The organism is Collinsella sp. CLA-AA-H302, assembly GCF_040093305.1.
Lineage (GTDB): Bacteria > Actinomycetota > Coriobacteriia > Coriobacteriales > Coriobacteriaceae > Collinsella.
Window position 1 is genome coordinate 15,688 of record NZ_JBBNJW010000011.1, and the last position, 13,749, is coordinate 29,436.

Below are 13,749 nucleotides of genomic sequence, written 5' to 3' on the forward strand. Positions count from 1 at the left end.
CGCGACCCTCGCGAAGCGCGTGAGCGGGCGGGAAAGGGTGGCCCCGGGCGGACAATGAAGTGCGTTACTCGGCAGCGGCCTTGAACTTGTTGTAGTTGATCAGGCAGCCGGCCTTGACGATGGCGCGCTCCTCGGCCGTCATATCGGCAATGTAGAGCTCAATCTGCTCGACCGCACCGTCGGCGCGCACCACGTAGGCAGCAATGTTCTTGAGGTCGCCATCGAGCGCGGCACGGATACCCGGCACGAAAACGTAGTCGCCCACCTCAAAGTTGGGCTCTGCCTCCATCTGGAAGGGCACCATGCCCCAGTTCATGACGTTGGAGCGATAGCGCTTGGTGGCGTACTCGTGAACGATGTTGGCCAGGCCGCCAATCACGCGCTGGCAGCTCGCAGCCTGCTCGCGGGCAGAACCGTCACCGGGCTTCTTGGCATAGAGCATGGAGCCGTATTCTGTCGCCTTGGCATCGGCCGCGACGCCCGCGCCCGCCAGTGCCTCAAACACGCCAGCAAGCTCGGCATCGAGCGCCGCCAGGTCGCCCGCGGACTCGCCGACAACGCGGCGCTTCTCCACGGCGTCGACCTCCTTGGAACGACCGACGTAGGCCGGATCGCGGCGGCTGAGCGTAAACTCGGCCAGGCCCAGCGGGTTGGAGCGGAAGGAGCTCGTCTCGCCCGAGGGAATGAGCTCGTCGGTCGTGGTGACCGGGTCCATGATCTTGGAGCACACCTTGAGCAGGATATCGTCGCCGAGCGGCTCCATCGCGGGCCACGGCTTGATGTTGGGACCTTCGACCAGCTCGTCGGCAGGCTCCGCCTTGCCAAAACCCCAGTACACGCGCTTTTTGTACGGCGCGTCGTCAAAGGTGTACTCGCAGGCCTCGTCCCAAGTCTCCTCGGGCAGGTCGGTCGCCGGCGTCAGAACGCCGCCGTTGGCAGCCGTCGCCGCAATGGAGCGGGCGTCCATCAGGGCCACGGCGCTCAGCTGGCCATTGCCCGGCTTGGAGCCCTCGCGGTTGGGGAAGTTGCGCGTGGTGTGGCGGATGGACAGGCCGTTGTTGGCAGGCGTGTCGCCGGCACCAAAGCACGGGCCGCAGAACGCCGTACGCACGATCGCGCCGGCCTCCATAAGGTCGTAGATGTAGCCGCGGCGTGTAAGCTCGAGCGCCACGGGTTGGCTCGTGGGATAGACCGACAGCGAGAACTCGCCGCAGCCGGTGTTGGCGCCCTTGAGCACGCGGGCAGCCTGGACCACAGAGTCGTAGTTGCCGCCCGAGCAGCCGGCGATAACGCCCTGCTGCACGTGCAGCTTGCCGTCGACGATCTTGTCGAGCAGGCTAAAGTGCGTCTTGCCTTCGCCGATCTTGGCGGCCTCGAGCTCCACCTCGTGCAGGATGTCCTCGAGGTTCTCGTTGAGCTCGTCGATCTCAAAACCGTTGGAAGGATGGAACGGCAGGGCGATCATGGGTTTGATGCTCGACAGGTTGACCTCGACGCAGCCGTCGTAGTAGGCGACATCGGCGGGCTTGAGCTCGCGGTAGTCGTCGCCGCGGCCGTGCATGGTCAAAAACGCGTGTGTGTCCTCGTCGGTGGCCCAGATGCTCGACAGGCAGGTGGTCTCGGTGGTCATGACGTCGACGCCGTTGCGGTAATCGGTCGTCATGCTCGCGATGCCGGGGCCCACAAACTCCATGACCTTATTCTTGACGTAGCCCTTGGCAAAGACGGCGCGGATGATGGCGAGCGCCACGTCGTGCGGGCCGACGCCGGGGCGCGGGGCGCCCGTGAGGTAGATGGCGACGACGCCGGGATAGGCGACATCGTAGGTGTCGCGCAGCAGCTGCTTGGCCAGCTCGCCGCCGCCCTCGCCCACGGCCATGGTACCCAGGGCACCGTAGCGGGTGTGCGAGTCGGAGCCCAGGATCATCTTGCCGCAACCGGCAAAGTTCTCGCGCATAAAGGAGTGGATAACGGCGATGTGCGGCGGGACGAAAATGCCGCCGTACTTCTTGGCCGCGGAGAGGCCAAAGACGTGGTCGTCCTCGTTGATAGTGCCGCCCACGGCGCACAGCGAGTTGTGGCAGTTGGTGAGCACGTAGGGCAGCGGGAACTGCTCCATGCCCGAGGCGCGCGCCGTCTGGATGATGCCGACGAAGGTGATGTCGTGGCTCGCCATGGCGTCGAAGCGAATCTTGAGTGCCTCGGGGTCGCCGGACGTATTGTGTGCCTGGAGGATCGAATACGCGATGGTGCCACGCTTGGCATCCTCGGGCGCCTGCGTAATACCGCGCTCAGCAGCCTCGGCCGCAGGCACAACCTCGCTGCCACGGCGCAGGTAGATGCCGTCCTCGTACAGCTTGACCATACTGTCTCCCACTCTGCCCAAACAATTTGGGCGCATAGCATACATTCGTTCAATATCGTGCCATAGAACGGTTGCGAGCGGGTTACGAATCTGCACGTTCACTTTATCTAGGTAAAGTAAAGGATGAGCGTCTTGCACCAATCTCTTGACAAGGAGTGTCCCCAGGTGCCGGCACAAAAGGAACGTCCCCAAGTGCCAATCAAATGACGAGAGTGGATAATCTCCCACTTTGAGCCTGCAAGCAGGCAAAAAACGGGAGATTATCCACTCTCATTCTGCGGGCACTCATTTAAGTCTGTCCCCAATGAGTGCCCTACAGGTCGCCACCCGTGCCCAAAAGCTTGCGCATGACTTGCTCGGGGTTGACTGAGCCATCACGCGGGGCCAGGGCGGTGATCTTCTTCTGCATCTTGTACTCGTGCAGCTCGTCCTCGAGCTGGCGTACGCGGGCGCGGAGCTTCTCGTTCTCGCGCTCGCGCTCCTCGGCACGCTCCTTCATATCGAGGATGCGCACCACGCCGGCGAGGTTGATGCCCTCGTCGGTCAGTTGGTTGATGAGCTCCAGGCGCTCGATATCGGCACGCGAATACAGACGCGTGTTGCCGCCCGAGCGCTGGGGGTTCACCAGGCCCTTGGACTCGTAAACGCGCAGAGTCTGCGGATGCATGCCGGTCAGCTCGGCCGCCACGCTGATCATGTACAGCGGTTTGTTCCTATTGTCCTCGGCCATGCTACCTGACCCCTTTCCGTCTCGTTATCGTCCATCATAAGCCTGCGGGCGCGGGCGTGCGCCACGACCGCCCTAGTACGTCGCCTTGTAACGGTTGACCTTCTCGCGGTAGTCGCGCGTGTCGGCCTCGCGCAGCCTGGTCATGGCATCGCGTTCGTCATCAGACAGGTTCGTGGGGACCTGCACCTTGATCTCGACGAGCAGCGCTCCCGTACGGCCACGGTGCTTAACGTCGGGCGCGCCCATCTCCTTAAAGCGGAACTTCTTGCCCGTCTGGGTACCCGCGGGAACCTTCAGACGAACCGTCGCCCCGCCGGGCGTGGGCACGTCCACCGTGCAGCCGAGCGCCGCCTCGTAGACCGAGACCGGTACCTCCATGGTCACGTCGGCGCCTTTGCGCTTAAACAGCGGGTGCTCCTCCACGTGCGTGGTCACGACCAGGTCGCCGCGCTCGCCGCCGGCAACGCCGTACTCTCCGCGACGCTTGTAGCGCAGCTTGCCGCCGTCGACCGCGCCCGCGGGCACCGAGACCGTAATGGTCTGCTGCTCGCCCGTCGAGGGAATGCGGTAGGTAACCTTGTGCGTCACGCCGCGAAACGCGTCCTCGGCCGAAACATCGACGGTCAGCGACAGGTCGCCGCCCTTGCGAGCGCGGCTGCGGCCCGCGCCGGCATTACCCGCAGCCCCGGCAAAGCCCGAGCCCCAATCGCTGCCCCAGGCGCCGTTGCCGCTAAAGATGCTGTCGAAGATATCGCCCCAGCCGCTCGCACCAGCGCCCGCGCCGGCACCGTAGCCGCCGCCATACGCGCCGCCCGCGCCCGGCATGCCGCCGAACATGAGCATCTGGTCGTACTCTTTGCGCTTCTTCTCGTCCGAAAGTGTCTCGTAGGCCTCGCTAATCTCCTTGAACTTGGCCTCGTCGCCACCGGCATCGGGGTGATATTTTTGCGCGAGCTTGCGAAACGCGCTCTTGATCTCTTTGTCGGAGGCGCTCTTGGATACGCCCAGGATGTCATAGAAGGTTTTGCCTGCAGCCATCGTAGCTCCTCTCCTGTTACGTCCGCCGTCCATGCAGACGACGGCTCATGCTTTCATATGGCACTAGGTCAGAAAGGGCCCCGGGTGTTGCCCCGGGGCCCTTCTCAATTACTCCTCGGTGCTCTCGGCCGTATCGGCCGTAGCATCCTCGGGCGCCGCTTCGGGCTCCGGTGCGGGGCGCTTCTCGCCACCGTAGGTCACCGTCACCATCGCGGAACGCAGAATGCGATCCGCCATGCGGTAGCCCTTTTGGTACACGTCGTTGACGGTCTCGTCGTACTGCGATGCGTCCTCGACGCGACCCACAGCCTGGTGCTCGAGCGGATCGAACGCCTCGCCCTTGGGGTCGATGGGCTCAACGCCCTCGTGCGCAAACACATCGAGCAGCTTGGCATGCACCGCATCGACGCCGTCGACAAACTGCTTAAAGTCGTCGGAAAGCTCTTGGCTGCGGGCATGGTCGATCGCGCGCTCGATATCGTCGATCACCGGCAGCAGCGCGGTGACAAGCTTCTCGGTCGCGCGCTCGCGCTCGGCGATGCGCTCGCTGGCGGTGCGGCGACGGAAGTTCTCCCAGTCGGCCTGCAGACGGGCGGTGCGCTCGGTGGCGTCCTTTGCCTTGTCCTCGGCGGCCTTCTGAGCCTCTGCCGCAGCATCGAGCTCATTGCGCACGTCGGCAAGCTCCTTTTGGGCCTGCTCGAACTTGAGCTTAAAGTCGTTGTCGGCGGCTTCCTCACCGGCGCGGATAGCGGCTTCCACCATCTCGTCCTCGGTCATCGTCGCCTCCTCGTTGGAATCCTCTACCTGGTTCTCGGCGGCCTCGGCAGCCGGGGCCTCATTGGCCTCGGTATCGTCGACGGCCTCTACGGGAATCTTCACGTCCTTCTCCTCAGAGTCAACGGGGGCGGCGCTGGCGGCGGCCGCCTCCGTGCGAGCTTTACGGGCGGACATGATTACTTGTCCTCGTCGTCCACAACCTCGTAGTCGGCGTCGACCACGTCATCGTCGGCAGGCTGGGCACCGGCGGCACCGTCGGTCTGCTGCTGAGCGTCGGCGTAGACAACCTGGGCCAGCTCGTAGGCCACGGACTGCAGGGACTCGCCAGCGGCCTTGATGGCCTCGACGTCAGAGCCCTCGAGCGCCTTCTTGGCGTCGGCGATAGCGGCCTCGGCCTTGGACTTCACATCGGCGGAAACCTTGTCGCCCAGCTCGTTGAGGGTCTGCTCGGTGGAGTAGCACAGGCTATCGGTCTGGTTGCGGACCTCGACCTCTTCCTTCTGCTTCTTGTCCTCCTCGGCATGAGCCTCGGCGTCCTTGACCATGCGATCGACTTCGTCGTCGGACAGAGCGGTGGAGCCGGAGATGGTGATCTGCTGCTCCTTGCCGGTGCCCTTGTCCTTAGCGGAAACCTTGACGATGCCGTTGGCGTCGATGTCGAAGGTGACCTCGATCTGCGGCACGCCGCGACGGGCAGCCGGGATACCGGTCAGCTGGAACTTACCGAGCGACTTGTTGTCGCGGGCAAGCTCGCGCTCGCCCTGGAGCACGTTGATCTCGACGCTGGTCTGGTTATCGGCAGCGGTGGAGTAGACCTCGGTCTTGGAGGTCGGGATCGTGGTGTTGCGGTCGATCATCTTGGTCATGATGCCGCCCATGGTCTCGACGCCCAGAGACAGCGGGGTAACGTCCAGCAGCAGGATGCCCTCGACGTCGCCGGTGAGCACGCCGCCCTGGACGGCAGCGCCGTCGGCAACGACCTCGTCGGGGTTCACGGACATGTTGGGCTGCTTGCCGGTCATGGTCTTGACGAGCTCCTGGACGGCGGGCATACGGGTGGAGCCGCCGACGAGGATGACCTCGGTCAGATCGGAGAGCTTGAGCTTGGCGTCGCGCAGGGCGTTGGTGACAGGCTGCTTGCAGCGCTCGAGCAGGTCGCGGGTGATCTTCTCGAACTCGGCGCGGGTCAGCGTGTAGTTGAGGTGCAGCGGGCCGGACTGGTTCATGGTGATGAACGGCAGGTTGATGGTGGTCTGCTGGGCGGCGGAGAGCTCCTTCTTGGCGTTCTCGGCGGCCTCCTTCAGACGCTGCAGGGCCATGGGGTCCTGACGCAGGTCGACGCCGTTCTCCTGCTGGAACTTATCGGCCATCCAGTCGATGACGCGCTGATCCCAGTCGTCGCCGCCCAGGTGGTTGTCGCCCGAGGTGGACAGAACCTCAAACACGCCGTCGGCGAGGTCGAGGATGGAGACGTCGAAGGTGCCGCCGCCCAGGTCGAAGACCAGGATGCGCTGATCGGAGCCTTGCTTGTCCAGGCCATAGGCCAGAGCAGCAGCGGTCGGCTCGTTGACGATACGCTTGACGTTGAGGCCGGCGATCTTACCGGCGTCCTTGGTGGCCTGACGCTGGGCGTCGTTGAAGTAGGCCGGGACGGTGATGACGGCGTCGGTGACGGTCTCGCCCAGATACTTCTCGGCGTCGGCCTTCATCTTTGCGAGCGTCATGGCGCTCACCTGCTCGGCGGTGTAATCCTTGCCCTCGATGTCGACGACGGCACGGCCACCCTGGCCCTCCTTGACCTCGTACGGCACGGTCTTGATCTCGGAGGTGCACTCGGAGTACTTGCGGCCCATGAAGCGCTTGATGGAGAACACGGTGTTCTTGGGGTTGGTGACAGCCTGGTTCTTAGCGGCCTTACCCACGACACGGTCGCCGTCGGCACGGAAGCCCACGACGGACGGGGTGGTGCGGTCGCCTTCGGCGTTTACGATAATAGTCGGAGAACCGCCCTCGAGGACGGCCATGGCGGAGTTGGTAGTACCAAGGTCGATACCAAGAATCTTACTCATTAGAAATTCCCTCTCTCTTGTGCGTTCGCGCCGCCTCGACGGTCTGTCGCGCGGCGCTTCGGCTTGTCTTTCAGGATGTAGTGTATCCCCTTATGGGCCGGAATATACAAAATCTAAGTCAATTCATATAAGATTTCTTATCTCTGAGAGTTTAGGTTCTCAAATGCGCAGGTAGATGCGCTGTTTGAGTTCTCAGCACATCTATCGAGATCTATGTAGAGATGGCTGAGGTTTGCATCCGGGGGTGCCTGGGGCTGTCTTGCGGAAAGCTCGTCCCGGTTTGAGCGTGGATTCCGGGTCGCAGTTTCCGCTAGCAGGCCCAACCGGAAACTGCGACCCGTTTTTCGGCAAAATAATGGGATGTGCTTTCCGCAGGCGTGCTCAATAGCTCAATATTTCAAGTCACCTTTAGCTAACATTTGCGCAGCTCAACGGCCCCACCTGCGCGTTTTTTAGTAAACCTTGGCATACTCGGCGAACGGTATGAAGATGCCGGTCAGAGGGTATTGCAAACGGTCGCTCCCGTGGTATGTTTTTGCCCGAATCAAACCGACGCGCATCGCCTGTAGCGTCGGTCAACAGAGAGGAAACTACCATGGCTCATCCCGTAATTGATGCCGACGAGTGCATCGCTTGTGGCGTTTGCGTCGACTCCTGCCCCGCTGGCGTTCTGGAGCTCCAGGACGTCGCTACCGTCGCTGACGAGGACTCCTGCGTCGCCTGTGGCGCCTGCCAGGACGCTTGCCCCGCCGGCGCGATCACCGAGATCGTCGAGGAGTAACAACTCCCCCACCTGCACACTCAAAAGTACACCGTGCACAAAAAAGGAGGCCTCCGCATCGCCGCGGAGGCCTCCTTTTTTGTGCAGGCAGCTAATTGGGGACGGGGCTACCTTGGCAGTTGCGGTGGAATAGTTCCCGATTCATTGCTTAGGTGCCGATTTTAGGAACTATTTCACCGCAACTTATAAAGACAGTATCGGGTTAGGACAAATCATCCTCGTAGGGCATTAAATCGGCGAGGTAACCCTTCTCCTTGAGCATAGCCTCGATCTCGTCGAGGGTCTGCTCGTCTTCCGCGGCGATGCGATGGAAGTGGTAGCCGCTGGTCACCGTCAGTAGTGGAAAGCTCTTGCCGCTCTCGATATCGTGCAGGTAGCGCTCAACATCGCGACGATTGCGAATGTCCAAGTCGGCCGTGATCTTACCGTACACGCGGTGATTGACAATCACGTTGAGCACGGCGCCACCGGCGTCGACGATACTCGTGAGCTCATCGCCTGCCTGCTCCACGCTGTGGCGAACCTTGACCAAGCGCGTGGGCACGGCGGGGCTGCTGGGGGCCTCCTGCAGCACATAACCACGGTTGGTCGCCACGATATCGTGCCCATCGGCACGTAACAGGGCAATATCCTGAACCACGACCTGACGGCTCACGCCAACCTCGCGGGCAAGCGCGCTGCCCGAAACGGGCTCCGTGGCTCCCTCGAGCACGGCCATGATGGCACGGCGACGCTCGCGGGCGTCCATTATTTACCGTCCAACAGACGCAGGTGCTTGAGCGAGAGGTCGAGAATCGGCGCAGAGTGCGTCAACGCCCCCGAGCTAATAAAGTCAACGCCCAGGTCGGCCAGGGCGCGAATGTTGTCGGCGTCTACGTTGCCCGAGCACTCGGTCTTGGCGCGACCGGCGATAAGCTCAATCGCGGCAGCCATGTCGTCGTGAGTCATGTTGTCGAACATGATGATATCGGCGCCGGCTTCCACGGCCTCGCGCACCATGTCCAGGTTCTCGCACTCGATCTCGACCGTCGTGGTAAACGATGCATGGGCGCGCGCCATCTCGATCGCGCGCGTCACGCCACCGGCGGCATCGATGTGGTTGTCCTTGAGCATGACGGCCGTCGACAGGTTGTAACGGTGGTTGCTGCCGCCGCCGATCTCGACCGCGGCCTTCTCGAAAACGCGCATGCCCGGCGTGGTCTTGCGTGTGTCGACAAGCACGGTCTTGGTGCCCTCGAGCGCCGCAGCCATTCTGTGCGTGTAGGTAGCGATACCGCTCATGCGCTGCAGGTAGTTGAGCGCCACGCGCTCGCCCGAAAGCAGCACGCGCGCATCGCCGCGCACCTGGCCCACGTGGTCGCCGGCGTGCACCTCGTCACCATCGGCAACATCAAACAACACGGAGCTCTGCGGATCCAGCAGCTCAAAGGTGCGGGCGAATACGTCCAGGCCGGCGATAATGCCGTCGGCCTTGGCAATGAGCTCAACGGTAGCGGGGCGCGCCGTGGGGCACACGCTCGCCGTGCTCACGTCCTCAAAGGTAATGTCCTCGCGCAGAGCCTGCAAAATCAGGTCATCGACGACGAGCTTCATGGTAATGGGATTCATGGTCTACTCCTCCACGGCCTGCGTGCCGGCGGCACGGGCCAAATCATCGATTGCAAGGGTCTCGGCGCTCAGGGCGCGGTGACGTCCGTCAAGCGCGGGCTCACCGGCCTGCTCCACGGCCAGCGACTCGCCGGTGCGCATATACCACGCGGCGCGGCGACTCCAGACTAGGGACTCGAGCAGGCTGTTGGAAGCTAGACGATTCTTGCCGTGAACACCGTTGCAGGCCGTCTCGCCAGCGGCGTAGAGCTCAGGCATCGAGGTGCGGCCGTCCTTGTCGACCCACACGCCGCCCATAAAGTAGTGCTGCGTGGGCGTAACGGGAATGGGCTCGTCCAAGATGTCGCGGCCGTCCTCCAGGCAGCGTGCGCGGATGTTGGCAAAGTGCCCGGTTACCACGTCGCGCTCGACGGGGGCAAAGCTCAGCCACTCGTGCTCGGTGCCGTCTTGCTTCATCTGCTCGCGAATAGCGGCAGCGACCACATCGCGCGGCTGCAGCTCGTCGGTAAAGCGCTCGCCGGCGGTGTTGAGCAAAATCGCGCCCTCGCCACGGCAGCTCTCACTGATCAGGAAGGTGCGGCCCGGCTGCGGCGAGAACAGTCCCGTGGGATGGATCTGCACGTAGTCCAGGTGCTCCATCTTAATGCCATGCTCCTGAGCGATATAGCAGGCATCGCCCGTGAGCTGCGGGTAGTTGGTTGAGTGGTCGTATACGCCGCCGATGCCGCCCGTTGCCCACAGCGTATGGCGGGCATGGATCTTAAACGGCTTACCGGCATGCACGTCCTCAGCGGCATTTGCCAGCTCGTCGGCGGGGCGAGCTGAATCGTCCTCGTCCACGGCGACAGCGACGACGCCGGTGCACACCGTGGCGCCATCGCGCTCGGCGGTCAGGATGTCGGTCATGGCCACGTGCTCGAGAATCTGCACGTTGTCCAGCTTGCGGACAGCCTGGAGCAGCTTGGTCGTGATCTCTTTGCCCGTAATGTCGGCATGGAAGGCAATGCGGGGGCGGCTGTGCGCGCCCTCGCGGGTAAAGTCGAGGCTGCCGTCGGCCTTGCGCTCAAAGTCCACGCCCATGGCCAACAGGTCGTTGATGACCGAGCGGCTCGAGCGAATCATGATGTCGACGCTCTCGCGGCGGTTCTCGTAGTGGCCGGCGTGCATGGTGTCCTCAAAGAAGGCATCGTAGTCCGAGCCTTCGGGCAGCACGCAAATGCCGCCCTGCGCGAGCATCGAGTCGCACTCGTCGACAGCGCCCTTGGAGAGCATGATCACGCGCGTGCTCGTCGGCAGATTGAGGGCCGCGTATAGGCCCGCCACGCCGCAACCGGCAATGACGACGTCGCACTCCATGTCGGTGTATTGCTTGGTTTCCACAGGAATCCTCTCCCTTGAATGCGGCATAAGGGACCGTCCCTCATGCCGCATTGTTCTAGCGCGCTGCGTACTCGAGCATGCGATCCAGCGTAAGTTTGGCCTGGTCGGCGGCCTCATCCGACACGCCAATCTGCACCTCGCCCTCGCCCGTCTCTAGGCAGCGCACGAGCTTTTCGAGCGTGATGAGATCCATGTTGACGCAGGTGGGCTGCACCGCGGGGAAGTAGAACTGTTTGCCGGTGCCCTCGCAGCGGCGCTCGAGCTCGTAGAGCACGCCGCGGACCGTCACGACGATGAACTCACTCGCGTCCGACTCCTCGGCATACTTGATAATGCCGGCGGTGGAGCCGATGTAGTCGGCCTCGGCCAGGACGTCGGCCTTGCACTCGGGGTGCGCCAGCACGAGCGCGTCGGGGTGCGCCTCCGTCGCGTCGACGATCTGCTCGACGGTGATGATGTGATGGCGCGGGCAGTAGCCGTTGTTGAGAATGACGTGCTTTTGCGGCACCTGCTCGGCGACGAAGCGGCCAAGGTTTTGATCGGGAATGAACAGGATGTGCTGCTGCGGCAGCTCGGACACGATCTTGACGGCGTTGGAGCTGGTGACGCACACGTCACTCCAGCTCTTGATCTCGACCGTCGAATTGACGTAACAGACCACGGCAAGGTCGTCACCGTACTCGGCGCGCGCCGCGTCGACCGTCTCACGCTTGACCATGTGAGCCATGGGGCAGTCCGCGCCCGGCTCGGGCAGCAGCACGGTCTTGGTGGGGTTGAGCAACTTGGCGCTCTCGCCCATAAACTCCACGCCGCACAGCACGATCGTCTGCTGCGGCAGGCTCTTGGCAAGCTTTGCCAGGTAGAAGCTGTCGCCAACGTAATCGGCAACGGCTTGGACCTCGGGCGCCACATAGTAGTGCGCCAGGATGACCGCGTCACGCTGGGTTTTTAGTTGCTGAATGGCCTCGACGAGCTCTGCGGGCACCAGCGCCGCGCGCTCCGTTGCCGTCGTTGCCGATGCCAGGCCGGCCGCAATGTCGCGTGCAAGCTCCGATGCATCCATGTTCGCGCTCTGTGCCATCAAGGCCCCTCTCTTTTGGCGAATCTTGGGGCTTTAGTATGACACCTAGGTTTACAGCTGACAAGACAGCTGTAAACCTAGGTGTAAAGTTGAAATAATAATTCGATCTTGGGCTGGGTCGCTTTCGAGCCGAAGCGCTATGGATAGACGAGGTTGGACCTGATTTAATATTTAACCCCCTGTTTATCACCTTAGCCGAAGGGGCGTGGGCAAAAAAGGGAAAATATGAGTACTGTTACCAAACTAGTAACAGCGATTTTCCGGTCCAGAACGGCAAAATCGCCTAATTTGGGGCCCGATCGTGGCTCTGCCGGGTGGAAATCGATGCAATTTTGGCCCGACAACACGCTTTTTAGGGCAATATTGCTGCTACTAAAATGGTGACAGTACTCATATTTGGCATTTTTTGCCCACCGGGTTTCCGACAGGCCCAAAAACGGGCCCGGATCGCTCGATCCGGGCCCGCTGGAAACTGGCATGCGACTAGGCGCGGCGCTTCATAGTCCACGCCAGCAGCAGAGCCGCCATGCCGGCAGCGAACACAGCACCAGCCATGACGCACGCGCTGTCGCCGGACTCAGGCAACGTCTCCCTGCCAGCCTTCTTCTTAGGCTTGGAAGTCGTAGTCGTGGTCGTAGTAGTCGTGGTGGTCTGGCCAGGAGCGGGCTTGGCGGCCTCGGCGATGGTAAAGGTCGTCTCTGCCGTGCCCGTGGTCGAAACCACGCTCAGCTTATGCTCACCCACACCAAGCGTCTTCACGAAGCTCGTCTTGAGCGTCACGATCGTGGAACCCTCGGTGAGCACGTAGTTCTCGGCATCGACTTCCTTGTCGTCGACCAGCACCTTCTGGAAGTACTTGATCGGCGCGTTCGAGCGGAAGCTCAAGTCTTTGGCGGTGTCGACTGTGATCGCCTGGCCTGCGCCCTCGATAATCGTGGGTGCCAGGATCGCGATGTCCTCGGTTGCGCCCTTCTCGCCGCAAGCCGTGCACTCCTGGTGCCTCTCGCCCTTGGCCTCGGTGGTCGCCGGCTTGTCGACAACCCACTCAAAGGTGTGCTCGGCCTTGTCGAGAACCTCGCCGCAACGGCAGATATGCCAGTGGTTCTTGGCGTCGTGCGCCCAGCCGGAGCCGTCGGGCTCGTGCTTGAGCACGCCCTCGACCGTCACGTTCACATCGCCCTCGATGTCCTTGAGCTCATAGGTGCCGTCGTCAGCGAGCTTAACGACCTTACCGTTGACGTTGACGGCATAGTTCTTGCCCGTAAAGTACGCGCCGTCGATGCTGATGGCGAGCTTTGCGGAGCCGTGCCAGTCGAGCTCGGTTGCCGTCGAGGTGAGCGTGTAGCCCACCTGATTACCCGGCAGCGTCACGACGAGCTTGCGGCCCGCCTTCACGGTAACCTCGGTAACGGCAGAGGCGTCGTAGTTGGCCTTAGCCTGGTAGCGCACCTCGTACACGCCGGCGGCGAGGTCCTTGAGCTCGGTCACGTCCTTGCCCACGGCCTGGTACTCGGCGGCGCCCTGAGCGCGCCACTCCATGGTGGCGTCGACGCCCATGATCTTGCCGTCCTTCTTGCCGCTCACGGTCTCGGCCTCGGCCTGGACCACCGGCGCGTCCTGCGCAGCGTTCTTGATGGAGAACTCGCAGGTCAAGCCATCGGCGGGCAGCGTGTAGTTGCCCGCGGCCTTGCCCGTCAGCTCGGCGAGGGTCGCCGTATAGGTGCCGACCTCGGTCTGGGAACCGTCGGCGAACGCGCCGAGGTCATCCTTGCCGATGACGTTGCCAAGCTCTGCCACGGGGCAGTGCTCCTTGCCGTCGTAGACGAATTCGGTGGTACCCCACGTCACGGTGAGCAGACGCTGGTTGATGATGAACGTGCCGTCGATGAACGTAATCGCGTAGTTGGGGTTCGCACCCTC

The 13,749-nt window shown here is 62.7% G+C and carries 11 protein-coding genes; 1 reads left to right on the top strand and 10 read right to left on the bottom strand.

Going from position 1 to position 13,749, the window contains the following annotated elements:
* Positions 1 to 64: 64 nt before the first annotated feature.
* The 5 genes from AAAV21_RS08410 to dnaK all read right to left on the bottom strand — a co-directional run bounded on the left by AAAV21_RS08410 (position 65) and on the right by dnaK (position 6,979).
* Complete coding sequence (locus tag AAAV21_RS08410; protein WP_349108818.1) at positions 65 to 2,365, bottom strand: hydratase; 2,301 nt, start codon at positions 2,363 to 2,365, stop codon at positions 65 to 67.
* 313 nt (positions 2,366 to 2,678) lie between these two features.
* The gene (locus AAAV21_RS08415; RefSeq protein WP_055250809.1) at positions 2,679 to 3,095 is read right to left on the bottom strand and encodes a helix-turn-helix transcriptional regulator; all 417 of its coding nucleotides are present in this window, start codon (positions 3,093 to 3,095) and stop codon (positions 2,679 to 2,681) included.
* 72 nt (positions 3,096 to 3,167) lie between these two features.
* A complete protein-coding gene (locus tag AAAV21_RS08420) occupies positions 3,168 to 4,133 on the bottom strand; it encodes a DnaJ C-terminal domain-containing protein (RefSeq protein ID WP_349108820.1) in 966 nt (321 codons plus the stop codon).
* Between the two features lie 108 nt (positions 4,134 to 4,241).
* Entirely contained in the window at positions 4,242 to 5,084 is an 843-nt protein-coding gene (locus AAAV21_RS08425) for a nucleotide exchange factor GrpE (protein WP_349108823.1), read from the bottom strand.
* 2 nt (positions 5,085 to 5,086) lie between these two features.
* On the bottom strand, positions 5,087 to 6,979 hold the full coding sequence (gene dnaK / locus AAAV21_RS08430; RefSeq protein WP_349108825.1) for a molecular chaperone DnaK: 1,893 nt from the start codon (positions 6,977 to 6,979) through the stop codon (positions 5,087 to 5,089).
* 595 nt (positions 6,980 to 7,574) lie between these two features.
* On the opposite strand from dnaK, the gene AAAV21_RS08435 reads away from it, so the two are divergent.
* Positions 7,575 to 7,760, top strand: coding sequence for a 4Fe-4S binding protein (locus tag AAAV21_RS08435; protein ID WP_006235216.1), 186 nt, complete (start codon positions 7,575 to 7,577; stop codon positions 7,758 to 7,760).
* A 202-nt stretch (positions 7,761 to 7,962) separates the two neighbouring features.
* Here the strand turns inward: AAAV21_RS08435 and AAAV21_RS08440 are convergent, their stop codons facing one another.
* The 5 genes from AAAV21_RS08440 to AAAV21_RS08460 all read right to left on the bottom strand — a co-directional run bounded on the left by AAAV21_RS08440 (position 7,963) and on the right by AAAV21_RS08460 (position 13,626).
* Complete coding sequence (locus AAAV21_RS08440; RefSeq protein WP_349108828.1) at positions 7,963 to 8,508, bottom strand: transcription repressor NadR; 546 nt, start codon at positions 8,506 to 8,508, stop codon at positions 7,963 to 7,965.
* A complete protein-coding gene (nadC, locus tag AAAV21_RS08445) occupies positions 8,508 to 9,368 on the bottom strand; it encodes a carboxylating nicotinate-nucleotide diphosphorylase (protein WP_349108831.1) in 861 nt (286 codons plus the stop codon). Before nadC ends, AAAV21_RS08440 begins: the two co-directional genes overlap by 1 nt.
* A 3-nt stretch (positions 9,369 to 9,371) precedes the next feature.
* A complete protein-coding gene (locus tag AAAV21_RS08450) occupies positions 9,372 to 10,748 on the bottom strand; it encodes an FAD-binding protein (RefSeq protein ID WP_349108833.1) in 1,377 nt (458 codons plus the stop codon).
* A 55-nt stretch (positions 10,749 to 10,803) separates the two neighbouring features.
* Positions 10,804 to 11,829 (bottom strand): quinolinate synthase NadA, encoded by a 1,026-nt coding sequence (gene nadA, locus AAAV21_RS08455; RefSeq protein ID WP_349108836.1) that lies wholly within the window; start codon positions 11,827 to 11,829, stop codon positions 10,804 to 10,806.
* Between the two features lie 483 nt (positions 11,830 to 12,312).
* Positions 12,313 to 13,626 carry a hypothetical protein gene (locus AAAV21_RS08460; protein ID WP_349108837.1) on the bottom strand — a complete coding sequence of 438 codons (1,314 nt, stop codon included), beginning with the start codon at positions 13,624 to 13,626 and terminating at the stop codon, positions 12,313 to 12,315.
* Between the last annotated feature and the right edge of the window lie 123 nt (positions 13,627 to 13,749).

Coding starts and splice junctions, on each gene's coding strand:
- AAAV21_RS08420 (WP_349108820.1), bottom strand. CDS start 4,133: ATGGCTGCAGGCAAAACCTTCTATGACATCCTGGGCGTATCCAAGAGC.
- AAAV21_RS08440 (WP_349108828.1), bottom strand. CDS start 8,508: ATGGACGCCCGCGAGCGTCGCCGTGCCATCATGGCCGTGCTCGAGGGA.
- AAAV21_RS08415 (WP_055250809.1), bottom strand. CDS start 3,095: ATGGCCGAGGACAATAGGAACAAACCGCTGTACATGATCAGCGTGGCG.
- dnaK (WP_349108825.1), bottom strand. CDS start 6,979: ATGAGTAAGATTCTTGGTATCGACCTTGGTACTACCAACTCCGCCATG.
- nadC (WP_349108831.1), bottom strand. CDS start 9,368: ATGAATCCCATTACCATGAAGCTCGTCGTCGATGACCTGATTTTGCAG.
- AAAV21_RS08435 (WP_006235216.1), top strand. CDS start 7,575: ATGGCTCATCCCGTAATTGATGCCGACGAGTGCATCGCTTGTGGCGTT.
- AAAV21_RS08410 (WP_349108818.1), bottom strand. CDS start 2,365: ATGGTCAAGCTGTACGAGGACGGCATCTACCTGCGCCGTGGCAGCGAG.
- nadA (WP_349108836.1), bottom strand. CDS start 11,829: ATGGCACAGAGCGCGAACATGGATGCATCGGAGCTTGCACGCGACATT.
- AAAV21_RS08425 (WP_349108823.1), bottom strand. CDS start 5,084: ATGTCCGCCCGTAAAGCTCGCACGGAGGCGGCCGCCGCCAGCGCCGCC.